Source organism: Isoptericola sp. S6320L (assembly GCF_023015685.1).
Classification (GTDB): Bacteria; Actinomycetota; Actinomycetes; order Actinomycetales; family Cellulomonadaceae; genus Isoptericola; species Isoptericola halotolerans_A.
Genome location: NZ_JALKAT010000005.1, coordinates 27,667 through 48,389 on the forward strand (window position 1 = coordinate 27,667; position 20,723 = coordinate 48,389).

Here is a 20,723-nt window from a genome sequence, read left to right on the forward strand (position 1 = left end):
GTCTACCAGTGCAGTTCCGAGAGCTCGCCGTCCCTGGCGCGCTGGAGATCACGCCGCAGCAGTTCGGCGACCCGCGCGGGGTGTTCCTCGAGTGGTTCAAGTCCGGCCCGTTCGTCGAGGCCGTCGGCCACCCGCTCGACCTGCAGCAGGCCAACTGCTCCGTCTCGGCCGCCGGGGTGCTCCGCGGAATCCACTTCGCCGACGTCCCGCCGGGCCAGGCGAAGTACGTCACCTGCGCCAAGGGTGCGGTGCTCGACGTCGTGGTCGACGTCCGCGTGGGCTCTCCCACCTTCGGCCGCTGGGACTCGGTGCTGCTCGACGACACCGACCGGCGGGCCATCTACCTCCCCGAGGGCCTCGGCCATGCGTTCATGGCTCTGGAGGACGATTCGACGGTGCTGTACCTCTGCTCGTCGGGCTACGCACCCGAACGTGAGCACGGTATTCACCCGCTGGACGCGACCGTGGGCATCGAGTGGCCGACGACGGCGCGTGACGGGTCAGCGCTGACGCCGCAGCTCTCGGAGAAGGACACGGCGGCGCCGAGCCTGCACGAGGCCGAGCAGCAGGGCCTGCTGCCGTCGTTCGACGCGGTGAACGACTACCTGGCGACCCTGCGGGCCTGAGGTCTCACTGGCCAGTCCGGGCGTACTTCGCCTCGACCGCAGCCTTGACGGGCCGCCACCACGCCTCGTGCGCGCGGTACCAGTCGACCGTCGCCTCCAGGCCGGCGCGGAAGTCGGTGTAGCGCGGCGTCCAGCCGAGCTCGTCGCGCAGCTTGCTGGCATCGATCGCGTAGCGCATGTCGTGCCCCGGACGGTCGTTGACGTGCTCGAAGTCGTCGGGGTCGCGGCCGAACACCTCGAGGAGCGTGCGCACCACCTGGAGGTTGTTCGTCTCACCGTCCGCGCCGATGAGGTAGGTCTCCCCGACCTTCCCGCGGTCGAGGATGGCCCAGACCGCGGCGTTGTGGTCCTCGACGTGGATCCAGTCGCGCACGTTGAGACCGGCCCCGTACAGCTTGGGGCGCACGCCGTCGATCAGGTTGGTGATCTGGCGCGGGATGAACTTCTCGACGTGCTGGTAGGGCCCGTAGTTGTTCGAGCAGTTGGAGATGGTGGCCTGCACCCCGAACGAGCGCACCCAGGCCCGTACCAGCAGGTCGGAGCCCGCCTTCGTGGACGAGTACGGGCTCGACGGGTTGTAGGGCGTCTCGGGGGTGAACCTTGACGGATCGTCCAGCTCCAGGTCGCCGTAGACCTCGTCGGTGGAGATGTGGTGGAACCGCACGCCGTGCTTCCGGACGGCCTCCAGGAGCGTGTACGTCCCGACGAGGTTTGTCTGGACGAACGGCGACGCGTCGTCGAGCGAGTTGTCGTTGTGAGATTCCGCGGCGAAGTGCACGACGGCGTCCGACTCGGCCACGAGGCGGTCCACGAGGTCGGCGTCGGCCACGGAGCCCTCGACGAAGCTGATGGCGCGGGCGACGGACGCGAGAGAAGAACGGTCGCCGGCGTAAGTGAGGGCGTCCAGCACCGTGACCTGCACGTCCGGGTGCTCACGCACCGTCTGGTGGACGAAGTTGGCGCCGATGAATCCGGCGCCGCCGGTGATGAGTACGCGCATGAGACCCGACTTCCATCGACACGAGGTGGCACCAGGCTACCGACCCGGATGCGGGCCCGGGAGCCGCTTCCTTGCCCGATATGCGACACGAAGCGGACCGAAAGGATGCCGAGGCATCTAAGATGCTCGCGATGAGCAACCCGGTTCCCGCGCAACATCCGACGTCGAGCGCGACGTCGGCCGACGTGGCGGACCTGTACACCGAGATCTTCCGCCAGCAGGCGACCTCGCTCGAGGTGGTGTCCACGGGGCGCCTCAAGCAGGTCGGTGCGCGGCCACCGATCCGACAGTACATCGGCCAGTTGTGGAGCCGGCGGCACTTCCTCTGGGCCGAGGCCCGCGCCAAGGTCACCAGCGGCACGCGCGAGACGGTGCTGGGCCAGGCGTGGATGATCATCAACCCGATCCTCAACGGGTTGGCGTACTACCTGATCTTCGGGCTGATCCTGGACACGAGCCGTGGTATCGACAACTTTCTCGGATACCTGGTGATCGGCGTCTTTCTCTTCCAGTTCACCACGCAGTGCGTGACGGGCGGCGCGAAGTCGATCCAGAGCGGACGCAACCTGATCCGCGCTTTCACTTTCCCCCGCGCGTCCCTGCCCATCTCCGTCGTGCTGCGAGGCTTGCTCAATCTGGCACCCACGATCGCAGCGATGCTGCTCCTGATCGTGCTCCTGCCCGAGGACGAGACGTGGACCACTGCCGCGCTGCTGTTCCCGCTGGTGCTCGCCCTCCAGACCTTGCTCGCCACGGGCATCACGCTGCTCTTTGCGCGGCTCACCACCGTGCTCCCCGACCTCTCGCAGCTCATCAGCGTGGGTATGCGTCTCTGGCTGTACGCCTCGGCGGTCTTCTTCTCGATCGACCGCTTCGAGCAGTACCCGTGGATCACCGGTCTCATGGAGGCCAACCCGATGTACATGGTGCTGGACGCCGCACGCGACTGCCTGCTGTACGCCACCGTTCCCGACGTGGCGACCTGGGTCGGGCTGGCGTCGTGGTCCGTCGGTGCTCTGGTCGTCGGGTTCCTCTTCTTCTGGCAGGGGGAGGAGTCCTATGGCCGAGCTTGATCAGGTCGACCCGTTCGCGCACGCGACCGTCGCGGTCCAGGACGTCCATGTGCGGTATCGGGTGCCCTCGACCGACGCCGCCGAACGCCGGCGACACACCAACCCGATCTCGCGCGCTGCACGCGCCGTGCTGGGAAACGATCCGAAGGTCCTCGTCCGGGCGCTGTCCGGCATCTCCTTCGTCGCCCGCTCCGGGGAGCAGATCGGCCTGGTAGGGCAGAACGGCTCCGGCAAGAGCACCCTGCTGCGCATCATCGCGGGACTCGAGAACCCCGCGAAGGGCAAGGTGCTCGCGGAGAGTACGCCCGTCCTCATCGGGGTCAACGCCGCACTCGTGCCCGACCTGTCGGGCGAGGAGAACATCCGACTGGGCTGCCTCGCCATGGGTCTGTCGCCTGAACAGGCGGAGGCCGCGATACCCGAGGTCAAGGAGCTGGCGGGGCTCGGCAAGTCCATCTTCCTCCCGATGAAGACCTACTCGTCCGGCATGGGAGCGCGGCTACGCTTCGCGATCGCTACCGCCGCCAACCCCCACATCCTGCTGATCGACGAGGCCCTCGCGACCGGCGACGCCGCGTTCAGGGAGCGCAGCGAAGCCCGCATGCAGGGACTCCGAGACGGTGCCGGCACCGTCTTCCTCGTGAGCCATGCGGCTCAGACCATCGAAGAGACCTGCACACGGGCCATCTGGTTGAACCACGGCCGCCTCGTCCTCGACGGCCCTGCGGAGGACGTCGCCCTGCGCTACCGCAAGTGGGCGTGGGCCGTGGCCAAGGACAAGCCGGACGAGGCCCGAACCATCATCGAGCGCGCCTTCGCCGAGCGCGAGCAGACCTACGTGCACGTCGAGGAGCCCAAGGCGCCCCGGCAGTACAACGCCCGGCACGTGCGACCGCAGAGTGCCGCCAGGCGCCAGGACAAAGGAAAGAGCTAAGACAGTGGAGTCGACGCGCCCGCGCATCATGACCGTCTACGGCACACGGCCCGAAGCGATCAAGGTAGCGCCCGTCATCAAGGCCCTGGAGGAGAGCGACTCACTTGACTCGGTCACCGTCGTGACCGGACAGCACCGCGAGATGCTCGACCAGGTGAACGAGCTGTTCGGCATCGAACCGGACCACGACCTCGACATCTTCCAGCACGGAGCGTCCCTCTCGACGATCGTCGCGCGCGTTCTTGAGCGTCTTGACCCGGTGCTGGAGAGCGAGAAGCCCGCTGCTGTGGTGGTCCAGGGCGACACCTCGACGTCCACGGCAGCTGCCCTCGCTGCCTTCCACCGCGGGATCCCGGTGGTGCACGTCGAGGCCGGCCTCCGCTCCGGCAACATCAACTCGCCCTTCCCGGAGGAGGCCAACCGCAAGATCACCTCGCAGATCGCGGCTCTCCACCTCGCGCCGACATCCACCAGCAAGGAGAACCTGGTGCGTGAGGGCGTCGCCGCGGACGACATCGTGGTGACCGGCAACACCGTCATCGACGCACTGCTGATGACCGTCGAGAAGAAGGCACCGTTCACCGACACGAACCTGGAAGACCTGGCCGACTCCGGCTGCAGGATCCTCCTCGTTACCACCCACCGCCGTGAGAACTGGGGCGGTGCGATGGAAGGTGTCGGGCGTGCGCTCGCCCGCCTGGCTCGGACGTTCCCGGATGTCGAGATCGTCCTGCCGGCCCATCGCAACCCGGTGGTCCGGCGGGCGGTCTTGCCTCACCTGGACGGCCTGTCCAACGCCACCGTGACGGAACCCCTCGCCTACGGTGAGTTCACGCGCATGCTCTCTCTCGCCACCGTGGTCCTCACCGACTCCGGCGGTGTGCAGGAAGAGGCGCCCAGCCTCGGCAAACCGGTGCTCGTTATGCGCGAGAACACGGAGCGACCGGAAGCCGTCGATGCGGGCACCGTCAAGCTCATCGGCACCGACGAGGAGCGCATCGTCGACGAGGTGACCACCTTGCTCTCGGACGCCGCCGCCTACGAGGCAATGGCGCGGGCCGTCAACCCCTACGGCGACGGCCGGAGCGCCGCGCGCTCAGAAACGTCGATCGGCCACCTGCTGGGGTCCGGCGAGCGCGCCGAAGACTGGGAAATGGAGTTCGCCCGATGAGCAAGCACCGCGTCTTCATCTACGGTTCGTGCGTTTCGCGTGACACCTTCGAGCACTTCGATCCTGAGCAGTTTGAACTGGTCCAGTATGTGGCTCGGCAGTCAGCCCTCAGTGCCTATACCCGGCCAGTCACGATGATCCAGCCACCGACGCTGGATTCACCTTTCCAACAACGCATGGTTTCCGGCGACTACGCCTCCAATCTGCAGTCACTGATTCCCGAGGCGGCTGCACAGACAGACCTAGTGCTGGTTGACCTGACCGACGAACGGCTTGGGGCCTATGTGCTGCCAGACGGATCCGTAGTGACCCGTTCAACGGAGCTTATCGAGTCCGGGGCAGAGGCACGCCTGCCTGCGGGGACCCAGCATCTCCCATTCGGGAGCGATCAACACTTTCAGTACTGGTCCCAGGGCATGGATACGGTCGGGGAACTTTTCCGGCAACACATGCCTCGCGCCGCAGTTGTCCTGCTCGACGTGCCCTGGGCAGAGTTCGGCGAAGGCGGCCATCCAACCCCAAGCAGTTTTGGAGTTTCGGCAAGCACCGCCAATCCGATTTTAAGAGCCTACATCCAGGCGGCCTCTCAGGCGCTTGGCGCGGAGGTCATCTCCCTATCTCAGGACGACGTCCTCTCGAATCCTACCCACCCGTGGGGCGACGCCCCATTCCACTACACCGAAGACGTCTATATGCGAATCGTCTGGGCGATCGCGGGCGCCGAAGGGCGGAGAATCTGGGAACAGTCCGATACCACTAGTGCAGGAGGCGAGGCCTCCTCTGCAGAACTCATGACAGGTGTCGCCAAGTCGCAGCATTCGGCCAACGCAGCGCCATCCGATCATGGCATGCCGAACCTTGTGATTGCCGGTACGCAGCAGGCTGGCGCCGAATGGATCGCCCGGCAACTAGACACCCATCCCGACTTCTTTGTCGCCAAAGGCAAGGGCAAGTCCTACTTCAACAGGCCCAACCGTCTCAAGAGCGAAAAAGAGGAGGCAGCATACCGGGACTCATTTCAGGCCGGACAGCAGGCGGCATGGCGCGTCGACTGCACATCGGACTATTTTTGGCATTCAGAAGGAAGCCCGTTCGGACCCAAAAAACCCAATACGCCACAGAATATCAACCGGCAATGCCCGCCGGACACGAGAGTTCTCCTCGTTCTCAGAGAACCAGTGGCGCGCGCAATAGCGGCGTACTGGCACTATTTCTCGGTAGGAAAGCTGGACCTAAATAGGGGGATACTTCGCGCCTCGCCGAACTTCGGCCTTGTCGATCTCGGCTTCTACCGGCGCCACTTCGAACATTGGGCTTCGATACTGGGCGAGGATCGAATCGACGTGATCCTGTACGACGATCTTGCTAACGGGCCGCAATCGTGCATTTCGAGCATTCTGAACAGGCTTGGGGCCTCGCCACATGGGCAGCCCGACTCCGGTTCCGAATCCGCTCCACTCATACCGAAAAAGCCCTGGCTCGAGGCATTCAAGGAGCGTTCGCCCGTTAGCCCTCAAGAAATCATCGCCCTCCACGAACTATATCGTCGCGATGTGGAGTTTGTTCAGAGGCTCATGGGTCGCGATCTGCCCGAATGGTCTGATCTCGATTCGCTGATACGCGAAGCTCAATAGTCCATGGCATACTCGAGCCGAGTAGCGTGCTTCACGGCGCGGTCAATACCGCAGGTCAACGCCCGAGTGCTTACCGACAAGTAGACGACTGAGAGCAGGTCGTGCTGTCGCGCTGGCCTTCTTCGATCTCCCGGCACAGGCAACGTGCGATCAATCAGCGGTTCGAACGCCTGCGCGGCTCGACCCCTCGGCTCACCACGTAGTGACCCCACATGGCGCCCGTTCATTATTGCTCGACTGGTCATTCGACAGGGTGTGGGATCGACTGAAGGAAAGTCTCCGGTGCGCCTCGCGAAAGAGCGCGGCGACACGACTAGCTGATACCAAGCTTGTGCGCCCACTCCTCCACATACGCGTCTGCCGTGACCGAGAAAAAGTGCTGCATGACGCGCGACTCTGCCATCTCTCGAAGATCACGTCCTGACCATGGGACTGTACGCGCGAACTCGTCGTATACACTCCGAAGTTCACCACCGTCTTGAGTAGCCGTGGACATCTGACCAACCTCGACCCGAGAACCGAGAAAGGACGTCAGTGCATTGCTCTTGCTGGCGTTGTCAAGATCGGACCGGAGTACGATCAACTCGGAGCGGCCGTGAGTGAACGTCGCCGATCCATCGAACTCCCCTTGGAAAACGTCGATGCCGAACTGGCTACCAATCTCATGATCGAACCAAGACAGAGGCGCGCGGAAATCCACGTTACGCCATATTCGCGACGTGAGAGAACTGTCACGACACAGTGCCCGCAACTCATCCGGGCCGTCCCCCAGGCGCCTCAAACGGGCGAAACCGACCGAGAGATTTCGGGCCACCACATCACGTACCAAGCTGATGATCTTCACCGGCCTATCCGGCTCGGCCTCGAGAATTTCTCGCACCATCAATCCGTCCTGGACATGTCGCGCTGACTGACCGTCCGGCCGGCGCAACGCATTCAACGAGTCGCGCGCGATGTGGTGAATATGGAATGCCTTGGCATCCGATAACTCGGCCAATGCCCGGTGAGTCGCAGACGAACCAACCCTACCCATAGTCAGTACCAGCACAATCATGCAAGTACTCTACCTACTCAACGTCAGAATGTGAAGAGTCGGTACGGTCCTGCCATGGATCCTCGAACGCTACGGGATGGGGCTGTCCGCCCTATACCAGTCGACGGCTTGCGAGAACAGGCTCCGAAACTCTCTGGGCGCGGGCGCAGCGTGGCCGTCTCTCTCCGAATCGTATAGATGGAACCTGATCTGCCCGTCTGCCGATGTGCCGTCCGCGCCGATGACGGACATCGATCGCTTGAACGGAAGATAGTGGTTCCGAATATGGAAGGCGTCCGAAATATTCTGTGAGTAGAAGACCTTGGGCCGCGAGTTCGCGTCACGGTAAGCGTGAACCATATCGGTGCGCGCAGGATCGGCCTCGAAAGCATTCTCAGCGTTCCCGCCGTGTGCAATGCGGACGTAGTTTTCGACCGCGCGAGGGTGATACGCAGAGACGTCAATTTGCGGATTGAAGCAGAACACTCTCGCATCTTTGAAATGTAGAGCAGTCCTCAGCGCTGCGAAACCGCCTCCCGAGCCGCCAACAAAAATCAGCGACTTCGCGCCACTCACCTCAAGAGCTCTCTGAACAACGCTAACCATCGAGTGAATCGGATCCCAACCGGATGCCCCCAGATACCATCCGAGCCGGAGCTCAGGGCTCAGTGCCAAAGTGGGATCAGCAAACGAGACGAAGGAGTCGCCGGTACCCGTCGACGAGCCGATTCGATCAAAACGGGGATATGTGTCGGTCGGCCGCACGGCTCCATGCAGGTTGACACGGAGTACATCTGATTCTCGGAGGTCGGCGAAGTAGAACAAATCTATGTCATCGCGAATCGACGAACTGCTGACGAACCTACCCGGTGCCGCGTCGTCTCGAGCCCAGTGCGGCCTTTGCTCAGCCTCGTATCGACCTAGATCAGGTACTACCCGAGGCATCGATGCTGTAGTCAAGCGAATCATCTCCTTTGAAACCTTGATATAGACGACGCAGGAATCACAGCAGTTGATGCAACTTGACAGCAATTCGAGACCCCGCATTGCCATCCCACAGAGGCGGAACGGATCTTGGCTGAGGTACCGCTGCGAGCACCTCACCAACCGCCCGTCCGAGAGATTCTCGAGATACAAGTCGGTTTGTTCCGTGAGAAATTGTCACGGGGCGCTCTGTGTTCTCTCTGAGTGTGAGACAAGGGATGCCGAAGATCGTCGTCTCCTCCTGTACGCCGCCAGAATCGGTAATCGTTACGTTAGAACCGCGCACGAGGCTCATGAAGTCGACATAGCCTAGCGGATCAACCACGCGCACGTTAGCGTGATCATCTAGGCCGGCGCCTAGCAATCTGGCACGACCCCTCGGATGCAGAGGTAGGACGATCTCAATCACATCAGCGACCGAGTGTAGCGCGCCGACGATATTCCTGGCATCATCACTGGAATCGACGTTTGAGGGACGATGCAGCGTGGCAACCGCATATGGTTCTTCTAGGCCGAACTTCCGTTTGATCGCCGATACGTCGAAACGGTCGTGATTTCGGAGCAGCGTGTCAATCATGGGGTTGCCAACAAAGTGGATGCCCGCCTCGAGCACACCTTCGTTCAACAGATGCTCGACGGCATCCTGGCTCGTAGCGAAATGTTGGTCGCAGATCTGGTCCGTGACGATACGGTTGATCTCTTCAGGCATGCGCCGATCGAAACTGCGCAGACCAGCCTCAACGTGCGCTACAGGTATCCCCATACGTGCACCCACCAGGGCGGATGCGACGGTCGAATTGACATCGCCGTAAACAACGATCCACTTTGGCTGCAGTTCAGTGAGCAAGTATTCAAGTTCGGTCATTGCTCGGGCAATTTGCTGAATCCCGCTTCCGCCACCCGCGCCCAGGTTGATGTCTGGCTCAGGGAGTTCCAACTCGCGGAAGAATACACCTGACATCTGCTCGTCGAAGTGCTGGCCCGTATGAACCAACTTTTGACTCACGTCAAGATTGGCCAGCGCACGATGAACTGGTGCGAGCTTCGGAAAGTTTGGGCGTGCACCCGCTACGTGGACCAGGTCGGTGCGCTCTGTCATTTAAATCTCTCCTAAGCGGGGTAATGATAGCGGCGCACACCTATCTCCATGCACTGAGTGGCGAACGTACCAGCGATACGAACCACGTCCTCCCAGCTGACCTCGTACCAACGGTCGGCAGCAGACGCAAGATGTCTCTCGTACACGGGACGCATAAGCGCAGTGCTTTTCCCCACAGCCACGACGAAGTCAAAGGATCTGGCGAATTGTGTGACCGAGTCTGACTCGTCATGCACAAAGAGTATTCGAGTGACGCCGTGCGGCACGGTCGACGCTGCTACGCGGGAAGCGAGCACCTGGGATTCCCATCCGCCCCAGAGTTTCCTCAACTCTAGGACATTCCATCGCGCCCGACGCGCGAGCCCAGTCAGTACCGCGGGGACATCGAAGTCAGCTTCGAGCAAGAAGACAGCAGACACCTCACCCAATCGATCGGTCGCCACAACGCTGTGTTCAGACGTGCTCGTCCTGACGTAAGACTCGCCAAGTCCATCGCCGTGCGCCGCCCAAGCACGCCAGGAAGGCCACACCGCACCGTCCGGATCGCTAGTCGAGTCCGCGCTCGTCCTCGGGACATTCGAAGCGGCTAGTCCGTGCCGGACGAGATCTGGGACCAGCGATCCCTGCGCATCACGTAGCAGCAGACCAGCGGCGCCATAACGCTCAAGCACCCACGCTAAAGACTCTAGTACGTAGTCTTCCCAATCGACCTTACCCTCAAGAATCCAGTTCGCCTCCGAGACTACACTTTCGACCGGGAACCCGTAAGGCCGGACAGCTTTGTAGATGTCCGAGTCTGTGAATAGAAGCACGCGAAACTTGTCGAGCATGGATTGAGCCCGGTATAACTCGCGCAGCGATTCGACAACCTCCGAGCTTTTCAGGTCGAAGACCGGGACCACGTAGATTGGTAGTTCGGCAACCGACGGATCATGCGCAGCGTCAATCTGAATACGCGTACTGCGCATGACGTCATATCGCTGGCGATTCTTCTGAATCAGATTAGCAACAGGTTGAAAGTCATGGTACAAGGGTTGCTTCGCTTTGCTCATCGATATCGCCTCAACAGCCCGACTATTGCGTCCGCCGCGGTATGGGATCCATTGCGGACGACGATGCCATCCGCGCGCTCACTCATTGAGCTTCGTACATGACTGCTTGACATCGCAAGTACACTCTCTCTGATCGCCAATTCGGTGGGATCTTGAAGCGCAAGTCCAAGGCCACTCTCACCTGCAAATTCACCGCGCGCAGCTTGGTCATCGGTGATTGTATGTTGGTTTGGAACCCAGATCGTCGGCAAGCCAGCAGTTATCCACTCATGGAAAGAATTGTAACCGGTGGCGGAGACGGCAAAATCGAAGGCGTTCGCGTACCTCGCCAGAGGAAAGACAGATACAGAGAATCCAGTATCTCTACCCTGTTTCTCCGAAATTGGAGCGCTAGTGGTGACCGCTTTCCATTCGGGGCCAAGGCCTTCGATTTCACTCACAAAGGTGCGCTGCACATCGGCGATATCGTTGATGTTTCCTGCGCCGAGCGTCACAAGAGCTAGTCGACCGTGGGCGGGCAGCTCTAGTTCCGCGCGCGCCTCATCGCGACCAAGAATTTCATCCTTGGATATAACGGTGATCGGCGCCACCTTTACGGCACCATCGACCTTGGTCGTTGCGCCGCGATCCTTCTCCGCCGCATAGTCTCCGGGCTCGATGACCAAGTCAAACGGATGCGCTTTTTCAAGTTGCTCCGGAGTGATGTGTGGCTTCCACATGCCGCGGCGTACCCATACTGAGCGGACCCCGGCACGTCGTATGGCGCGGACCAGTCCTCCATATGGCCACACTCCATCGAACACGACAACTTCTGGTTGGTGGGTCTCGATTGCGCGGCTTATCCGCTCGTCGCAATAGTCGTTCCACTCACCTGGGGGGTTCCGCAGTGCACTGCGGAACGGAACATACTCGTAGCTAAACCCGAACTGGCTGACCACAGGGACGCCCTGCGACAGAGACACGAATACTGGTTCGGCACGATCGGCGATTGCACGTGCGATCCCCAGCTCGCGAGTCAAATGGCCCATGCCCGCGCCGTTACTGGTCATGAACATCACCACGGGCCGTCGTGCTAATTCGTCTCGGCTTACGTCGGTCCCGTCCGCCGATGTCGCCGGCTTCGCGCTCACACCGAGGCGTCGCGCCAACGCAGTTCGGTAGAATGAATCGCGGAGGGTCGCGACCTCTTTCGACTTCTCGAACGCTCCGTCCGGCTTGCCGTACTCCTGCAGTACCTTCGCGAGGTTGCCGTCGTCGAAAGTCAGACCGTCCCAATGGATCCTGTCTGCGGCACTCGAAGGTAGGACGACATCCGTGCCATTCTGCAACGCCCCAAGGATCACCGTCTCCCAATCCGGCTGAGTGGTGGTGTCCGGGGGTGCGACCCAAAGACGGACACTACTCTCTTGTCTGGCTGCAGGTGCGCTCGCCAAGTCTCCAAGTTCACTGCGAAACCCGAGCACAGTCATGCCGAGCCAATCGACGGCGGAATCGTGGGGAGGGACCTGTCTTATTGAGTAGTCGAGCCAGTTGTAATCAAATACACGCCCTTCAAGGGTTGTCAAAGATTCTACTTCGCTACGGATCGTAGTGTCGATTGGGTGCCAGATCGGCGCGACTCCTGTCGCGCGCTGAAGAAGTTGATCAACATCTTCGGCCTGATATGGCGATACAGGATTGTCCTGGCTTTGATTTGCGACAACGTGGACGCGGTGGGCGTTGATCAGGCTCTGCATCCTGATCGTCTCAGGAATGAGCCCCGGTTGCCGCAATACGAGCGATTGTGTCGTGGCCGGTTCGTCAGGCGCAAGGACGTGGAGTCGGTGGCTCGTGACCACGTCTAAAATTTTCTCGTTCCAAGGAGTAGACCGACGAAATCGACTGGTCCGCATGGGATAGATCGCTACTTGCATCCCTGCTCTAGCAGCTTGGTCGATTTCCTCTGCCAATCTCCTACCGGCACCGCCGGCGAAACGCATCTCGCCAGCGAAAACAATATCAAAAGACTTCAACCTGCTCGCCCTCCAGGACCTTCGGCCACGTTTGTTCCGTGCGAGCTCAGTAGTTTACTTCTAATCGCATCGCGCGTGGAAGCTGCGCGCTCGGATTCTTCATCAACCCACAGCGCAACTCGTTCGATCGTCGCGGCAGATTCGCCAGCGTTCTTGTCGAGCTCCTTGAGCCTGCTGACGACCTGTTCGTAGTCTGCAAGTTCCTGCGCATGGGCAGAATGCAATTGCTTGAGGAGAGACACGTCTGCTCTCCTGGCTGCTTCGGCTGCTTCTTTTGCAAGGTCGCGCATTCGGCGGTCTCGTCTAGCGAACGACCGTGCGTCTCGATCGCTCATGACCAACTGGAAACTACTTGTTGCGACGACCAGACCGATGAGGAGCCCTTCCACTCCGACACGGGACCCATTCGTCACAAGGATGGCAGCTAGAACGATCAGAGCGATAGCGGCCATGAAGGTTCGGATTCCGACAAAGGGTCGGACTCTCGACGCCAGGATTTCTGTCCTCAAATGGTTCACTTGCAGATTCCCCGAGTGTCGATGATTATTCCGCGGGTCGATACTTGGCCGTTCGCCACTCGCTCCTTGAACTCCGTGTGGTCGACGAGCACCACGGTCACATCGGCGACCTCAGATGCGTGGGCGAGCGGGGCCAGCCGGACGTTGCGCCGGTTCGCGAGCTCTGCAGGCAACGCGTCGATGTGCGGCTCGACGACTACCACCGCCGCGTTCGGCAGCCGGTCCGCCAGGTCGGCGACGATCTTGCGGGCGGGCGACTCGCGAAGGTCGTCAATGTCGGCCTTGAACGCCAGACCGAGCGCCGCGATCGTCGGCGATTCGATGCCCGCAGCAGCCTTCTCGACCTGCTCGATGACCCACTGCGGCTTGCTGTCGTTCACCTCACGCGCAGTCCGGATGAGCTTCGCCTGCTCCGGGTCCGCGTCCACGATGAACCAGGGGTCGACGGCGATGCAGTGCCCACCGACGCCAGGTCCGGGCTGGAGGATGTTGACCCGAGGGTGGTGGTTCGCGAGCCGGATCAGTTCCCACACGTCGATGCCGAGCTTGTCCGCGATGAGCGAGAGTTCGTTGGCGAACGCGATGTTGACGTCTCGGAAGGAGTTCTCGACGAGCTTCGCCATCTCGGCAGTCACATCATCGGTCAGCAGGATCTCGCCCTGGCAGAAGATGGCGTAGAGGTCCTTGGCCATCTGAGCGGCCTCAGCCGTGAGACCCCCGACGATCCGGTCGTTCGTGACGAGCTCGTTCATGACCCGACCGGGCAGCACGCGCTCAGGGCAGTGCGCCACGTGAATCTGAGCCGTGCCGGGCGCACCGTCCAGGCTCAGATCGGGCCGCGCGGCGATAACCCACTCGGCCATCTTGCGGGTGGCGCCGGGAGGGGAGGTGGACTCGAGGATGAGCAGCTCGCCGCCGCTCAGCTGGGGGGCGACGGCTTCCACGGCCGCCTTGATGTAGGAGAGATCGGGCTCGTAGCCGTCCTGGAATGGTGTCGGCACGGCGATGATGAACGCGTCCGCCGGCTCCGGTGTGTTGGTCGCCCGCAGCGTGCCGTGCTGCACCGCCCCGCCGACGTAGGTGGCGAGGTCCGGCTCCACGAACGGCACGTCGCCGCGGTTGATCGCCTCGATCGTGCGCTCGTTGATATCGACACCCACCACCTTGACGTCCTTCGAGGCCAAGATGGCGGCGGTCGGCAGGCCGATGTAGCCCAGGCCGACCACACCGACGGTGTTGATCTCCATCAGAAAACCTCGCTCAGATGAGGACGTGCCGCTCGGCATGTCCATAGAAGGTGACCTCACCGCTCGCCAGCAGCTCGGCATCGGATACCGTCCAGGTATGCCGGCCGGAGCCAGCACGCATCTGGACGAAGTTGAAGCGGTCGGCGGAGTAGATCCGCACTCCCGACTCCCCTGCCCCCTGCAGGAACCCGGTGTCTTCGCCCGTCCTCGTCTCGGCGAACCGCACCGCAGCCGCGACATCACGCCGCGCCACGATGGTCGGGCCCATGACGAAGTCGGTCAACCGATGCTCACGCTCCGAGAACCGGAGCAGCGTCGCGTCGTGCGCCTCGAGGTACATGTAGTGGGCCTGCTTGCCCACCACCTCGGCGCCCGAGTAATCCATGGCATAGAGCTGGTCGCTCAGGTACCGCGGCCCATACACGTCGTCGTCGTCCATCTTGGCGACCACGTCACCGTCTGCGGCGTCGACCAGGCGGTTCAGGCAAGCGCCCAGCGGCACGTCGGCATCGGCATGCAGGAGGACCAGATCCTCGACGCCGGCCTTCTTGGCCTGCAGCCGCAGCTCCGCCTCGCTCGGCAGCTCGAAGCCGTGGGCGAGCAGCGCGAGCTGCACATCCACTCCGGTCTGAGAGCCGACGGACGCCAGCACGTGGTCGAGCTGGTGCGGGCGGTTCGTCGAGACGAGCGCGGTCACGCGTGGTCGCGGCACCACCGAGGACGGTGCCAGACCGACGTCGTGCAGCATGCGCTGCGCGCGCGCGCCGTAGGTGTGCTCACGCCAGATACGGCGCTGGCCGAGGTGAACCGCGCGGTCGCGAAGCTCGCGGGAACGGACCAGAGCGCGGGCGGTGCTCGCGGACTCGTCTCGGGTGCTGACGGCGAACACCTCGTCGCCGGGGAAGAACTCGCCGGTAGCGGCACTCGGAGTGGTCACCACCGGGGTGCCGCAGGCGGTGATCTCGAAGATCCGCCGGGCGCACATGCTCGGGGAGTCCACCACCGAGTTCACGTTGAGGAACACCTTGTAGTCGCGGTAGGCGGCGAGCATCTGCTCGTACGGGAGCGATCCCACCACCCGGGACGCTAAGGGCTCCGGGAACTCGTACTGGTCACCCTTGCCCTGGAACCGGGAGTAGATCTCCAGCCCGTGCTCCATCCGCCCGGAGACGTCGAGAGCGCCGCCGAGCAGCAGCTCCATCTGCTCGCGGCGCTCCGGGTACTTGTGGGCGAACCACGTGCCGGCGAAAGCGATGTCGCGCTCCGGGCCGGCACCGTGGGTGCGCATGGGGTTGTGGATCGCGGGCTGCGCGCCGAAGGCCAGCACGTCCACGCGATCGTGCCCCAGCGCCTCGCGGTAGGCACTAATCCGGTTGACGTCCGTGGTGTACACCCGGTCGAAGAGCGACGCCGTCTCGAGAAAGTCCTCGAAGTGGGCCGGGTCCTCTTTGTTCCAGAAGACCGTGGGGATCCCTCGCTCGCGGCACGCGGCGAGCATCTCCACCACAGCCGGACGCGGCGCCGTCGGCCCCGTGAGGTGGTACTGCCACGCCCCGCCGTTGCCGTTCCAGGCGGACTCGACGAAGACGAGGTCCAGCGCTCCGAGCTGCTCCGACCACGAGGACGGCTTGAGGAGCACCTGCTCCCACTCGTAGCCGAACGCCAGGCGGGAGAAGTCGTCGAGGATCACGCCGACCCGCAGCGACCGCGAGGGGTCGCGACGCGGCGCCGGCCACGGCTCGTAGACCAGACCGTCCTGGGTGCTCCGGGCGCCAGCCGCGGACTGGACGCCCATCATGCGTCGCCGGCGGATGAACTGACGGACCTGGGCAGGTCCCCCGTGGCGGAGGTGCCAGAACGCTGCACGTGCGGTGTGCAGGCGTCGGCGAACTGCCACGCGCATAGATCTCCCCATAGTCCTGCTGATCGTTGGCCCGGGAAATAGTAACGGCCACGTCCCAAGAAAAGAACCGTCTCGGCCACAACTTGGCAACGATCCGGTGCGTATTTCACCCGCAAACGGGGCGTACCTCGCAGTCTTGGCACGCCCCGCCCACGGATCAGCCGCCGATCAACGACTCCAGCGGCTCCAGCAGGAAGTAGACGACGAACATCGCCGCGGCCACCCACATGAGCCAGTGGATCTGGCGGATCTTGCCCAGCGCGAGCTTGATGACCACGAACGCGATGAACCCCGCGCCGATGCCGTCCGCGATCGAGTAGGTGAACGGCATGATCACGATCGTGAGGAACGCCGGGATGGCGATCTCGACGTTCTTCCAGGAGATCGAGGCCACCTGCATCATCATCAGGTAGCCCACGAACACCAGTGCCGGAGCCGCCGCCTCGTAGGGCACCAGGCCCACGAGCGGGGACAGGAACGTCGCCGCGAGGAACGCCAGACCCGTCACCACGGAGGCCAGGCCGGTGCGGGCGCCGTCGCCCACGCCCGACGTCGACTCGACGTACGCCGTGTTGGAGGACACCGAGCCCACGCCGCCGGCGACGGCGGCCAGGGAGTCGACCACCAGGATCGCGCGGGTCCTGGGCGGATTGCCCTTGGCGTCGAGCAGGCCCGCCTCCGAACCGACCGCGACCATCGTCCCCATCGTGTCGAAGAAGTCGGCGATGAGCAGCGAGAACACCAGCAGGATCACGGTGACGAAGGCGATCGACTCGAACGAGCCGAGCAGGGAGAACTGCCCGAGGAGGCCGAAGTCGGGGACCGTCGCCACGCCGTCGTAGGTGGGGGCGTTGAGGTTGAAGCCGTTCGGGTTGGAGCCGTCCGGCTGCTTGGCCCCGATGTTCAGCGTGTTCTCGAGGATGACGGCGAGCACCGTCGCCGTGGCGATGGCGATGAACATCGCGCCGCGCACCTTGCGGACGAACAGGATGATGACCAGCAGGAGCCCGACGACGAAGACGAGGATCGGCCAGGTGCCGAGGTATCCCAGCGCGAGCGGCGTGCCCTCGCCCGGCACCACGAAGCCCGCGTTGACGAACCCGATCAGCGCGATGAACAGGCCGATGCCCACGCTGATCGCCGTCTTGAGCTCGAGCGGCACCGCGTTGAACACCGCCTCGCGGAACCCGGTCAGCACCAGGACCAGGATGATCACGCCCTCGATGACCACCAGGCCCATCGCGTCGGCCCACGTGACGTCCGGCAGGCTCGCGATCGAGTAGGCCACCACGGCGTTCAGGCCGAGACCCGCCGCCAGGGCGAGGGGGAAGTTGGCGAACACACCCATCGCGATCGTCACCACACCGGCGACCAGCGCCGTCGCCGCCGCGACCATCCCCAGGTTCGGCGCGTCTCCCCCGCCGAGGAACGCTCCCGTGCCGTCCGGGACGGTGCCGATGATCAGCGGGTTCAGCACGATGATGTAGCTCATCGCGAAGAACGTCACGAGGCCGCCCCGGACCTCCCTGCCGACGGTCGAGCCACGCTCGGTGATCTTGAAGAACCGGTCGATCGCGCTGGACCCCTGGACGGGCGCGCTGGTCTGGTTGGCCATGGGCACCTATGTTGCCAGAGTTGTGAAGGTTCTCAGGAGAGGATCCTTCACACTTTGTGTAGGTTCGTCCAGACAAGGAGGTCCGATGACTGACCAGAACGAGACCGACGCCTCACCGACACCGCTGGATGACGTGCCGTCGGCTGACGTCGCCGCGCTACGTGCCGAGGTCGCCGAGCTGACGGCAGTCGTGGGCGATGTGAGTAAGCGAGTTCGCCAGATGCAGCGCGTGCTCACCATCGTGAACCGGCAGACGCGGGAGATGCCCGCCGATTTCCAAGCCATCCAAGAATTTCTCGCCCGCTTTCCACCGCGTGCGGCCTTGCCTGCGGTCGGCGGCTGGGCGATGGAACCGAGTGCACTGCTGTGGATGGTCGAGCACATTGCGCGGCAGCGCACCGGACTGGTGGTGGAGTGCGGATCTGGCACCTCCACCGTGTGGCTCGCCCGTGCGTTGCAGGAGACAGGTGGTCGCCTCGTCACCTTCGAGCACTCGGAGGAGTTCCTCGCAGTCACCCAGGCGCAGCTCGAGGCCCACGGCGTGGCAGACGTGGTCGACCTCCGACATGCACCGCTGGTCCCAACACAGACGGAGCGCGGCGAGTTCTCCTGGTACGACGTCGACACCGCTGGCCTCGATGAGATCGGCCTGCTGCTGGTCGACGGACCGCCCGGAAACACTGGTCCTCTCGCCCGCTATCCCGCTGTCCCAACGTTTGCCGGACACCTGGCGGAAGGCGCCGTCGTCGTCGTCGACGACACGTCGCGGCGCGACGAGCGCGACATGGTCGACCACTGGTTGTCCGAGCAGCCCCGGCTCCGGCGAGACCGGCAGCTAGGGCTCAACACGGAGGTCCTCCGCGTCGAGTGAACAGGCTCAGGCCTTCGAGGCCAGGCCAGCCTTGATCTGTGTGGTCGAGATCTCCGGCGTCCGCTCGAGGTACACGACCTCGCAGTGCTCCTTGAGCTCGTCGAACTTCCCGGTCCAGTCGTCACCGATGACGAACGTGTCCACGTGGTACAGCTTGATGTCCTCGGACTTCTGCTCCCACGTGTTCTCAGGGATCACCAGGTCCACGTGCCGGATCGCCTCGAGCATGCGGCGGCGCTCCTCGAACGAGAAGTAGGACTTCTTGCCCTTGCCCTCGTTGAACTCGTCGGTGGACAGCGCGACGATCAGGTAGTCACCCAGAGCGCGTGCACGGCGGAGCAGCTCGATGTGCCCGTAGTGCAGCAGGTCGTAGGTGCCGTAGGTGATGACTCGCTTCATGCCTCGTCCCTCGTCGTAACCGTCGCGCAGCGCCGCGTTAGCCAGTCGTTCATACTACGCCGCGGGCCGCCGGGCCCGGGGCACCCCGCCGACGTACGATCGACCCGTGCCCACCGTGATGTCCCTGCTGCTCCACCCGGAGCGCCGACGCCCCACGCCGCCGCCGGAGCGCGTCGACCTGCGGCGCGTCATCCTGCTGGGGATCATCGTCTGGTCGGTCGCGCTCGTCGTCCTGAGCATCCTCGCCCTGGCCGGCCAGCCGACGGGTGGTGCCGTGGCGGTCTGCCTCGCCGGCATCGCCCTCGGCGGTATCGGGCTGCTGTGGGCACGCCGGCACCGCGACGACCCAGCGGACTGACGCACGCAGAAGGCGGCGACCCCTGCCCAGCCGACGGCGGAGGCCGGCAGGTCCTCCTCTCGCGACGGACCTGCCGGCCTCCGGCCGGTCGGCTCAGAACTCCGTGGCCGGGCAGTTCACGAGGAGGCTCGTCACGACGGTGCAGGTGACCGACGAGGAGTCGTTCCCTGCGTTCGGGTCAGCTGGGGACGACGCCGTGCGAGTCGCCGTGGCGGGCAGCGACCCGATGGACAGCAGCCCGAGGTTCGCCCGGAACGACAGGTTCTCCACGGCTCCGTTGCCGATGGCCCCCGTGTCGCACGTGACCACGTCGGTGGCAGACGAGTAGGAGCACTCACCCGGCAGGCCGGACACCCCGTACACGCGGGACGGCAGCTCGACCTCGATCGTCGACGAGTCCGCATCTCCCGGCCCTTGGTTCGCTACCGCCACGTCGTACGTGATCTGCGAGGTCAGGATCGGGCCGGCCGTCGCCGACAGCGTGACGCCGAGGTCGGCCTCCGGCACCTCCTCCACGGTGAAGTCCACGGGCGGGTCGAACGACTTGCGTGACTCGGACCCGAAGCTGCCACTCTGGAAGACCCGTTCCGTGAGCGGCTCAGCGTCAGCGGCGACTTGCACGTCGAAGACGATCTGGGCCTGCGTCCCGGCAGGGATCGGCTCGGCGAAGTACACGTAGAGGTCGCCCGCCGAGCCGGTCCCGCAGGAGACCGCAAGTTCTGACGTCGAGGTGCACTGCTCGTAGAGGAACAGCGGGACGCCTTCCGTGTCGCGGCCGTCGAAGCTGTACCGGGCGTTCTCGTCGGCCCACCCCGTGTTGTCGAAGGTGACGGTCACGGTGAAGGACTCGCCGGCCTGGGCGACAGTGTCCGAGAAGTCCGCGGTGATGGTGCCGGAGGCAAAGGTCTCGGTGGACGTGACCGGGTCGTCGGCGGACGCCGGCAGCGCCGTCACCGCCAGGCCTGTCACCGTGAGCGTGGCGGCGGCCACGGCCGCGAGGGCGCGTCGAAGGGAAGAGTGCATGGGAGGCTCCTGCTTCGTGAGGCGTGTCGCGGGTCCCAGGACCCGCAGCGGGGCCCGCTCAGGACGGGCCGGGTTCGGGCGGATGCTCCGTCCGGACGGGCCGACGAGGCTCGCGAAACCCCTCGGCTCCTCCAGTGTGTCCTCGGTCACCCGTCGCGCCATCTGAACCGA

The 20,723-nt window shown here is 63.7% G+C and carries 19 protein-coding genes; 7 read left to right on the forward strand and 12 right to left on the reverse strand.

Going from position 1 to position 20,723, the window contains the following annotated elements:
- The first annotated feature begins 8 nt into the window (after positions 1-8).
- Positions 9-626: a dTDP-4-dehydrorhamnose 3,5-epimerase gene (gene rfbC / locus MWU57_RS04500; RefSeq protein WP_246907518.1), complete on the forward strand. Its 618-nt coding sequence runs from the start codon at positions 9-11 to the stop codon at positions 624-626.
- A gap of 4 nt (positions 627-630) precedes the next feature.
- On the opposite strand, the gene rfbB is transcribed toward rfbC, so the two are convergent.
- The gene (gene rfbB / locus MWU57_RS04505; RefSeq protein WP_246907520.1) at positions 631-1,626 is read right to left on the reverse strand and encodes a dTDP-glucose 4,6-dehydratase; all 996 of its coding nucleotides are present in this window, start codon (positions 1,624-1,626) and stop codon (positions 631-633) included.
- 131 nt (positions 1,627-1,757) lie between these two features.
- Here rfbB and MWU57_RS04510 point away from each other — a divergent pair, with 131 nt between their 5' ends.
- Genes MWU57_RS04510 through MWU57_RS04525 form a run of 4 tightly spaced genes read left to right on the forward strand, consistent with a single transcriptional unit; the run spans position 1,758 to position 6,438 of the window.
- Positions 1,758-2,699 (forward strand): ABC transporter permease, encoded by a 942-nt coding sequence (locus MWU57_RS04510; protein WP_246907523.1) that lies wholly within the window; start codon positions 1,758-1,760, stop codon positions 2,697-2,699.
- Positions 2,686-3,633, forward strand: a complete 948-nt coding sequence (locus MWU57_RS04515) for an ABC transporter ATP-binding protein (protein ID WP_106266032.1) — start codon at positions 2,686-2,688, stop codon at positions 3,631-3,633. The genes MWU57_RS04510 and MWU57_RS04515 overlap by 14 nt, the downstream gene beginning before the upstream one ends.
- 28 nt (positions 3,634-3,661) lie before the next feature.
- Entirely contained in the window at positions 3,662-4,804 is a 1,143-nt protein-coding gene (gene wecB, locus MWU57_RS04520) for a non-hydrolyzing UDP-N-acetylglucosamine 2-epimerase (RefSeq protein WP_246907690.1), read from the forward strand.
- The gene (locus MWU57_RS04525) at positions 4,801-6,438 is read left to right on the forward strand and encodes a DUF6270 domain-containing protein (RefSeq protein WP_246907527.1); all 1,638 of its coding nucleotides are present in this window, start codon (positions 4,801-4,803) and stop codon (positions 6,436-6,438) included. Before wecB (MWU57_RS04520) ends, MWU57_RS04525 begins: the two co-directional genes overlap by 4 nt.
- A 313-nt stretch (positions 6,439-6,751) precedes the next feature.
- Here MWU57_RS04525 and MWU57_RS04530 read toward each other — a convergent pair whose 3' ends face one another.
- From MWU57_RS04530 to MWU57_RS04570, 9 genes are all read right to left on the reverse strand, one after another.
- A complete protein-coding gene (locus MWU57_RS04530) occupies positions 6,752-7,492 on the reverse strand; it encodes a putative capsular polysaccharide synthesis family protein (protein WP_106266034.1) in 741 nt (246 codons plus the stop codon).
- A 69-nt stretch (positions 7,493-7,561) separates the two neighbouring features.
- Positions 7,562-8,236, reverse strand: coding sequence for a hypothetical protein (locus tag MWU57_RS04535; RefSeq protein WP_246907529.1), 675 nt, complete (start codon positions 8,234-8,236; stop codon positions 7,562-7,564).
- A gap of 238 nt (positions 8,237-8,474) precedes the next feature.
- Positions 8,475-9,554, reverse strand: a complete 1,080-nt coding sequence (gene wecB, locus MWU57_RS04540) for a non-hydrolyzing UDP-N-acetylglucosamine 2-epimerase (protein WP_106266037.1) — start codon at positions 9,552-9,554, stop codon at positions 8,475-8,477.
- A gap of 11 nt (positions 9,555-9,565) precedes the next feature.
- Positions 9,566-10,606 (reverse strand): hypothetical protein, encoded by a 1,041-nt coding sequence (locus MWU57_RS04545; protein WP_246907531.1) that lies wholly within the window; start codon positions 10,604-10,606, stop codon positions 9,566-9,568.
- On the reverse strand, positions 10,603-12,618 hold the full coding sequence (locus tag MWU57_RS04550; protein ID WP_246907533.1) for a hypothetical protein: 2,016 nt from the start codon (positions 12,616-12,618) through the stop codon (positions 10,603-10,605). Before MWU57_RS04550 ends, MWU57_RS04545 begins: the two co-directional genes overlap by 4 nt.
- Positions 12,615-12,908, reverse strand: coding sequence for a hypothetical protein (locus tag MWU57_RS04555; protein WP_246907536.1), 294 nt, complete (start codon positions 12,906-12,908; stop codon positions 12,615-12,617). The genes MWU57_RS04550 and MWU57_RS04555 overlap by 4 nt, the downstream gene beginning before the upstream one ends.
- A 224-nt stretch (positions 12,909-13,132) precedes the next feature.
- Positions 13,133-14,383, reverse strand: a complete 1,251-nt coding sequence (wecC, locus tag MWU57_RS04560; protein ID WP_246907539.1) for a UDP-N-acetyl-D-mannosamine dehydrogenase — start codon at positions 14,381-14,383, stop codon at positions 13,133-13,135.
- Positions 14,384-14,396: 13 nt separating this feature from the next.
- Positions 14,397-16,280, reverse strand: coding sequence for a glycosyltransferase (locus MWU57_RS04565; protein ID WP_374108522.1), 1,884 nt, complete (start codon positions 16,278-16,280; stop codon positions 14,397-14,399).
- A 163-nt stretch (positions 16,281-16,443) separates the two neighbouring features.
- Entirely contained in the window at positions 16,444-17,901 is a 1,458-nt protein-coding gene (locus MWU57_RS04570; RefSeq protein ID WP_246907543.1) for an NCS2 family permease, read from the reverse strand.
- 85 nt (positions 17,902-17,986) lie between these two features.
- Here MWU57_RS04570 and MWU57_RS04575 point away from each other — a divergent pair, with 85 nt between their 5' ends.
- A complete protein-coding gene (locus MWU57_RS04575; RefSeq protein ID WP_246907544.1) occupies positions 17,987-18,772 on the forward strand; it encodes a class I SAM-dependent methyltransferase in 786 nt (261 codons plus the stop codon).
- 6 nt (positions 18,773-18,778) lie between these two features.
- Here the strand turns inward: MWU57_RS04575 and tagD are convergent, their stop codons facing one another.
- Positions 18,779-19,171 (reverse strand): glycerol-3-phosphate cytidylyltransferase, encoded by a 393-nt coding sequence (tagD, locus tag MWU57_RS04580; RefSeq protein WP_106266044.1) that lies wholly within the window; start codon positions 19,169-19,171, stop codon positions 18,779-18,781.
- Between the two features lie 106 nt (positions 19,172-19,277).
- Between tagD and MWU57_RS04585 the strand changes: the two genes are divergently transcribed.
- Positions 19,278-19,529: a DUF2530 domain-containing protein gene (locus tag MWU57_RS04585; protein WP_246907546.1), complete on the forward strand. Its 252-nt coding sequence runs from the start codon at positions 19,278-19,280 to the stop codon at positions 19,527-19,529.
- Between the two features lie 93 nt (positions 19,530-19,622).
- On the opposite strand, the gene MWU57_RS04590 is transcribed toward MWU57_RS04585, so the two are convergent.
- A complete protein-coding gene (locus tag MWU57_RS04590) occupies positions 19,623-20,552 on the reverse strand; it encodes a DUF11 domain-containing protein (protein ID WP_246907548.1) in 930 nt (309 codons plus the stop codon).
- Positions 20,553-20,723 lie beyond the last annotated feature (171 nt).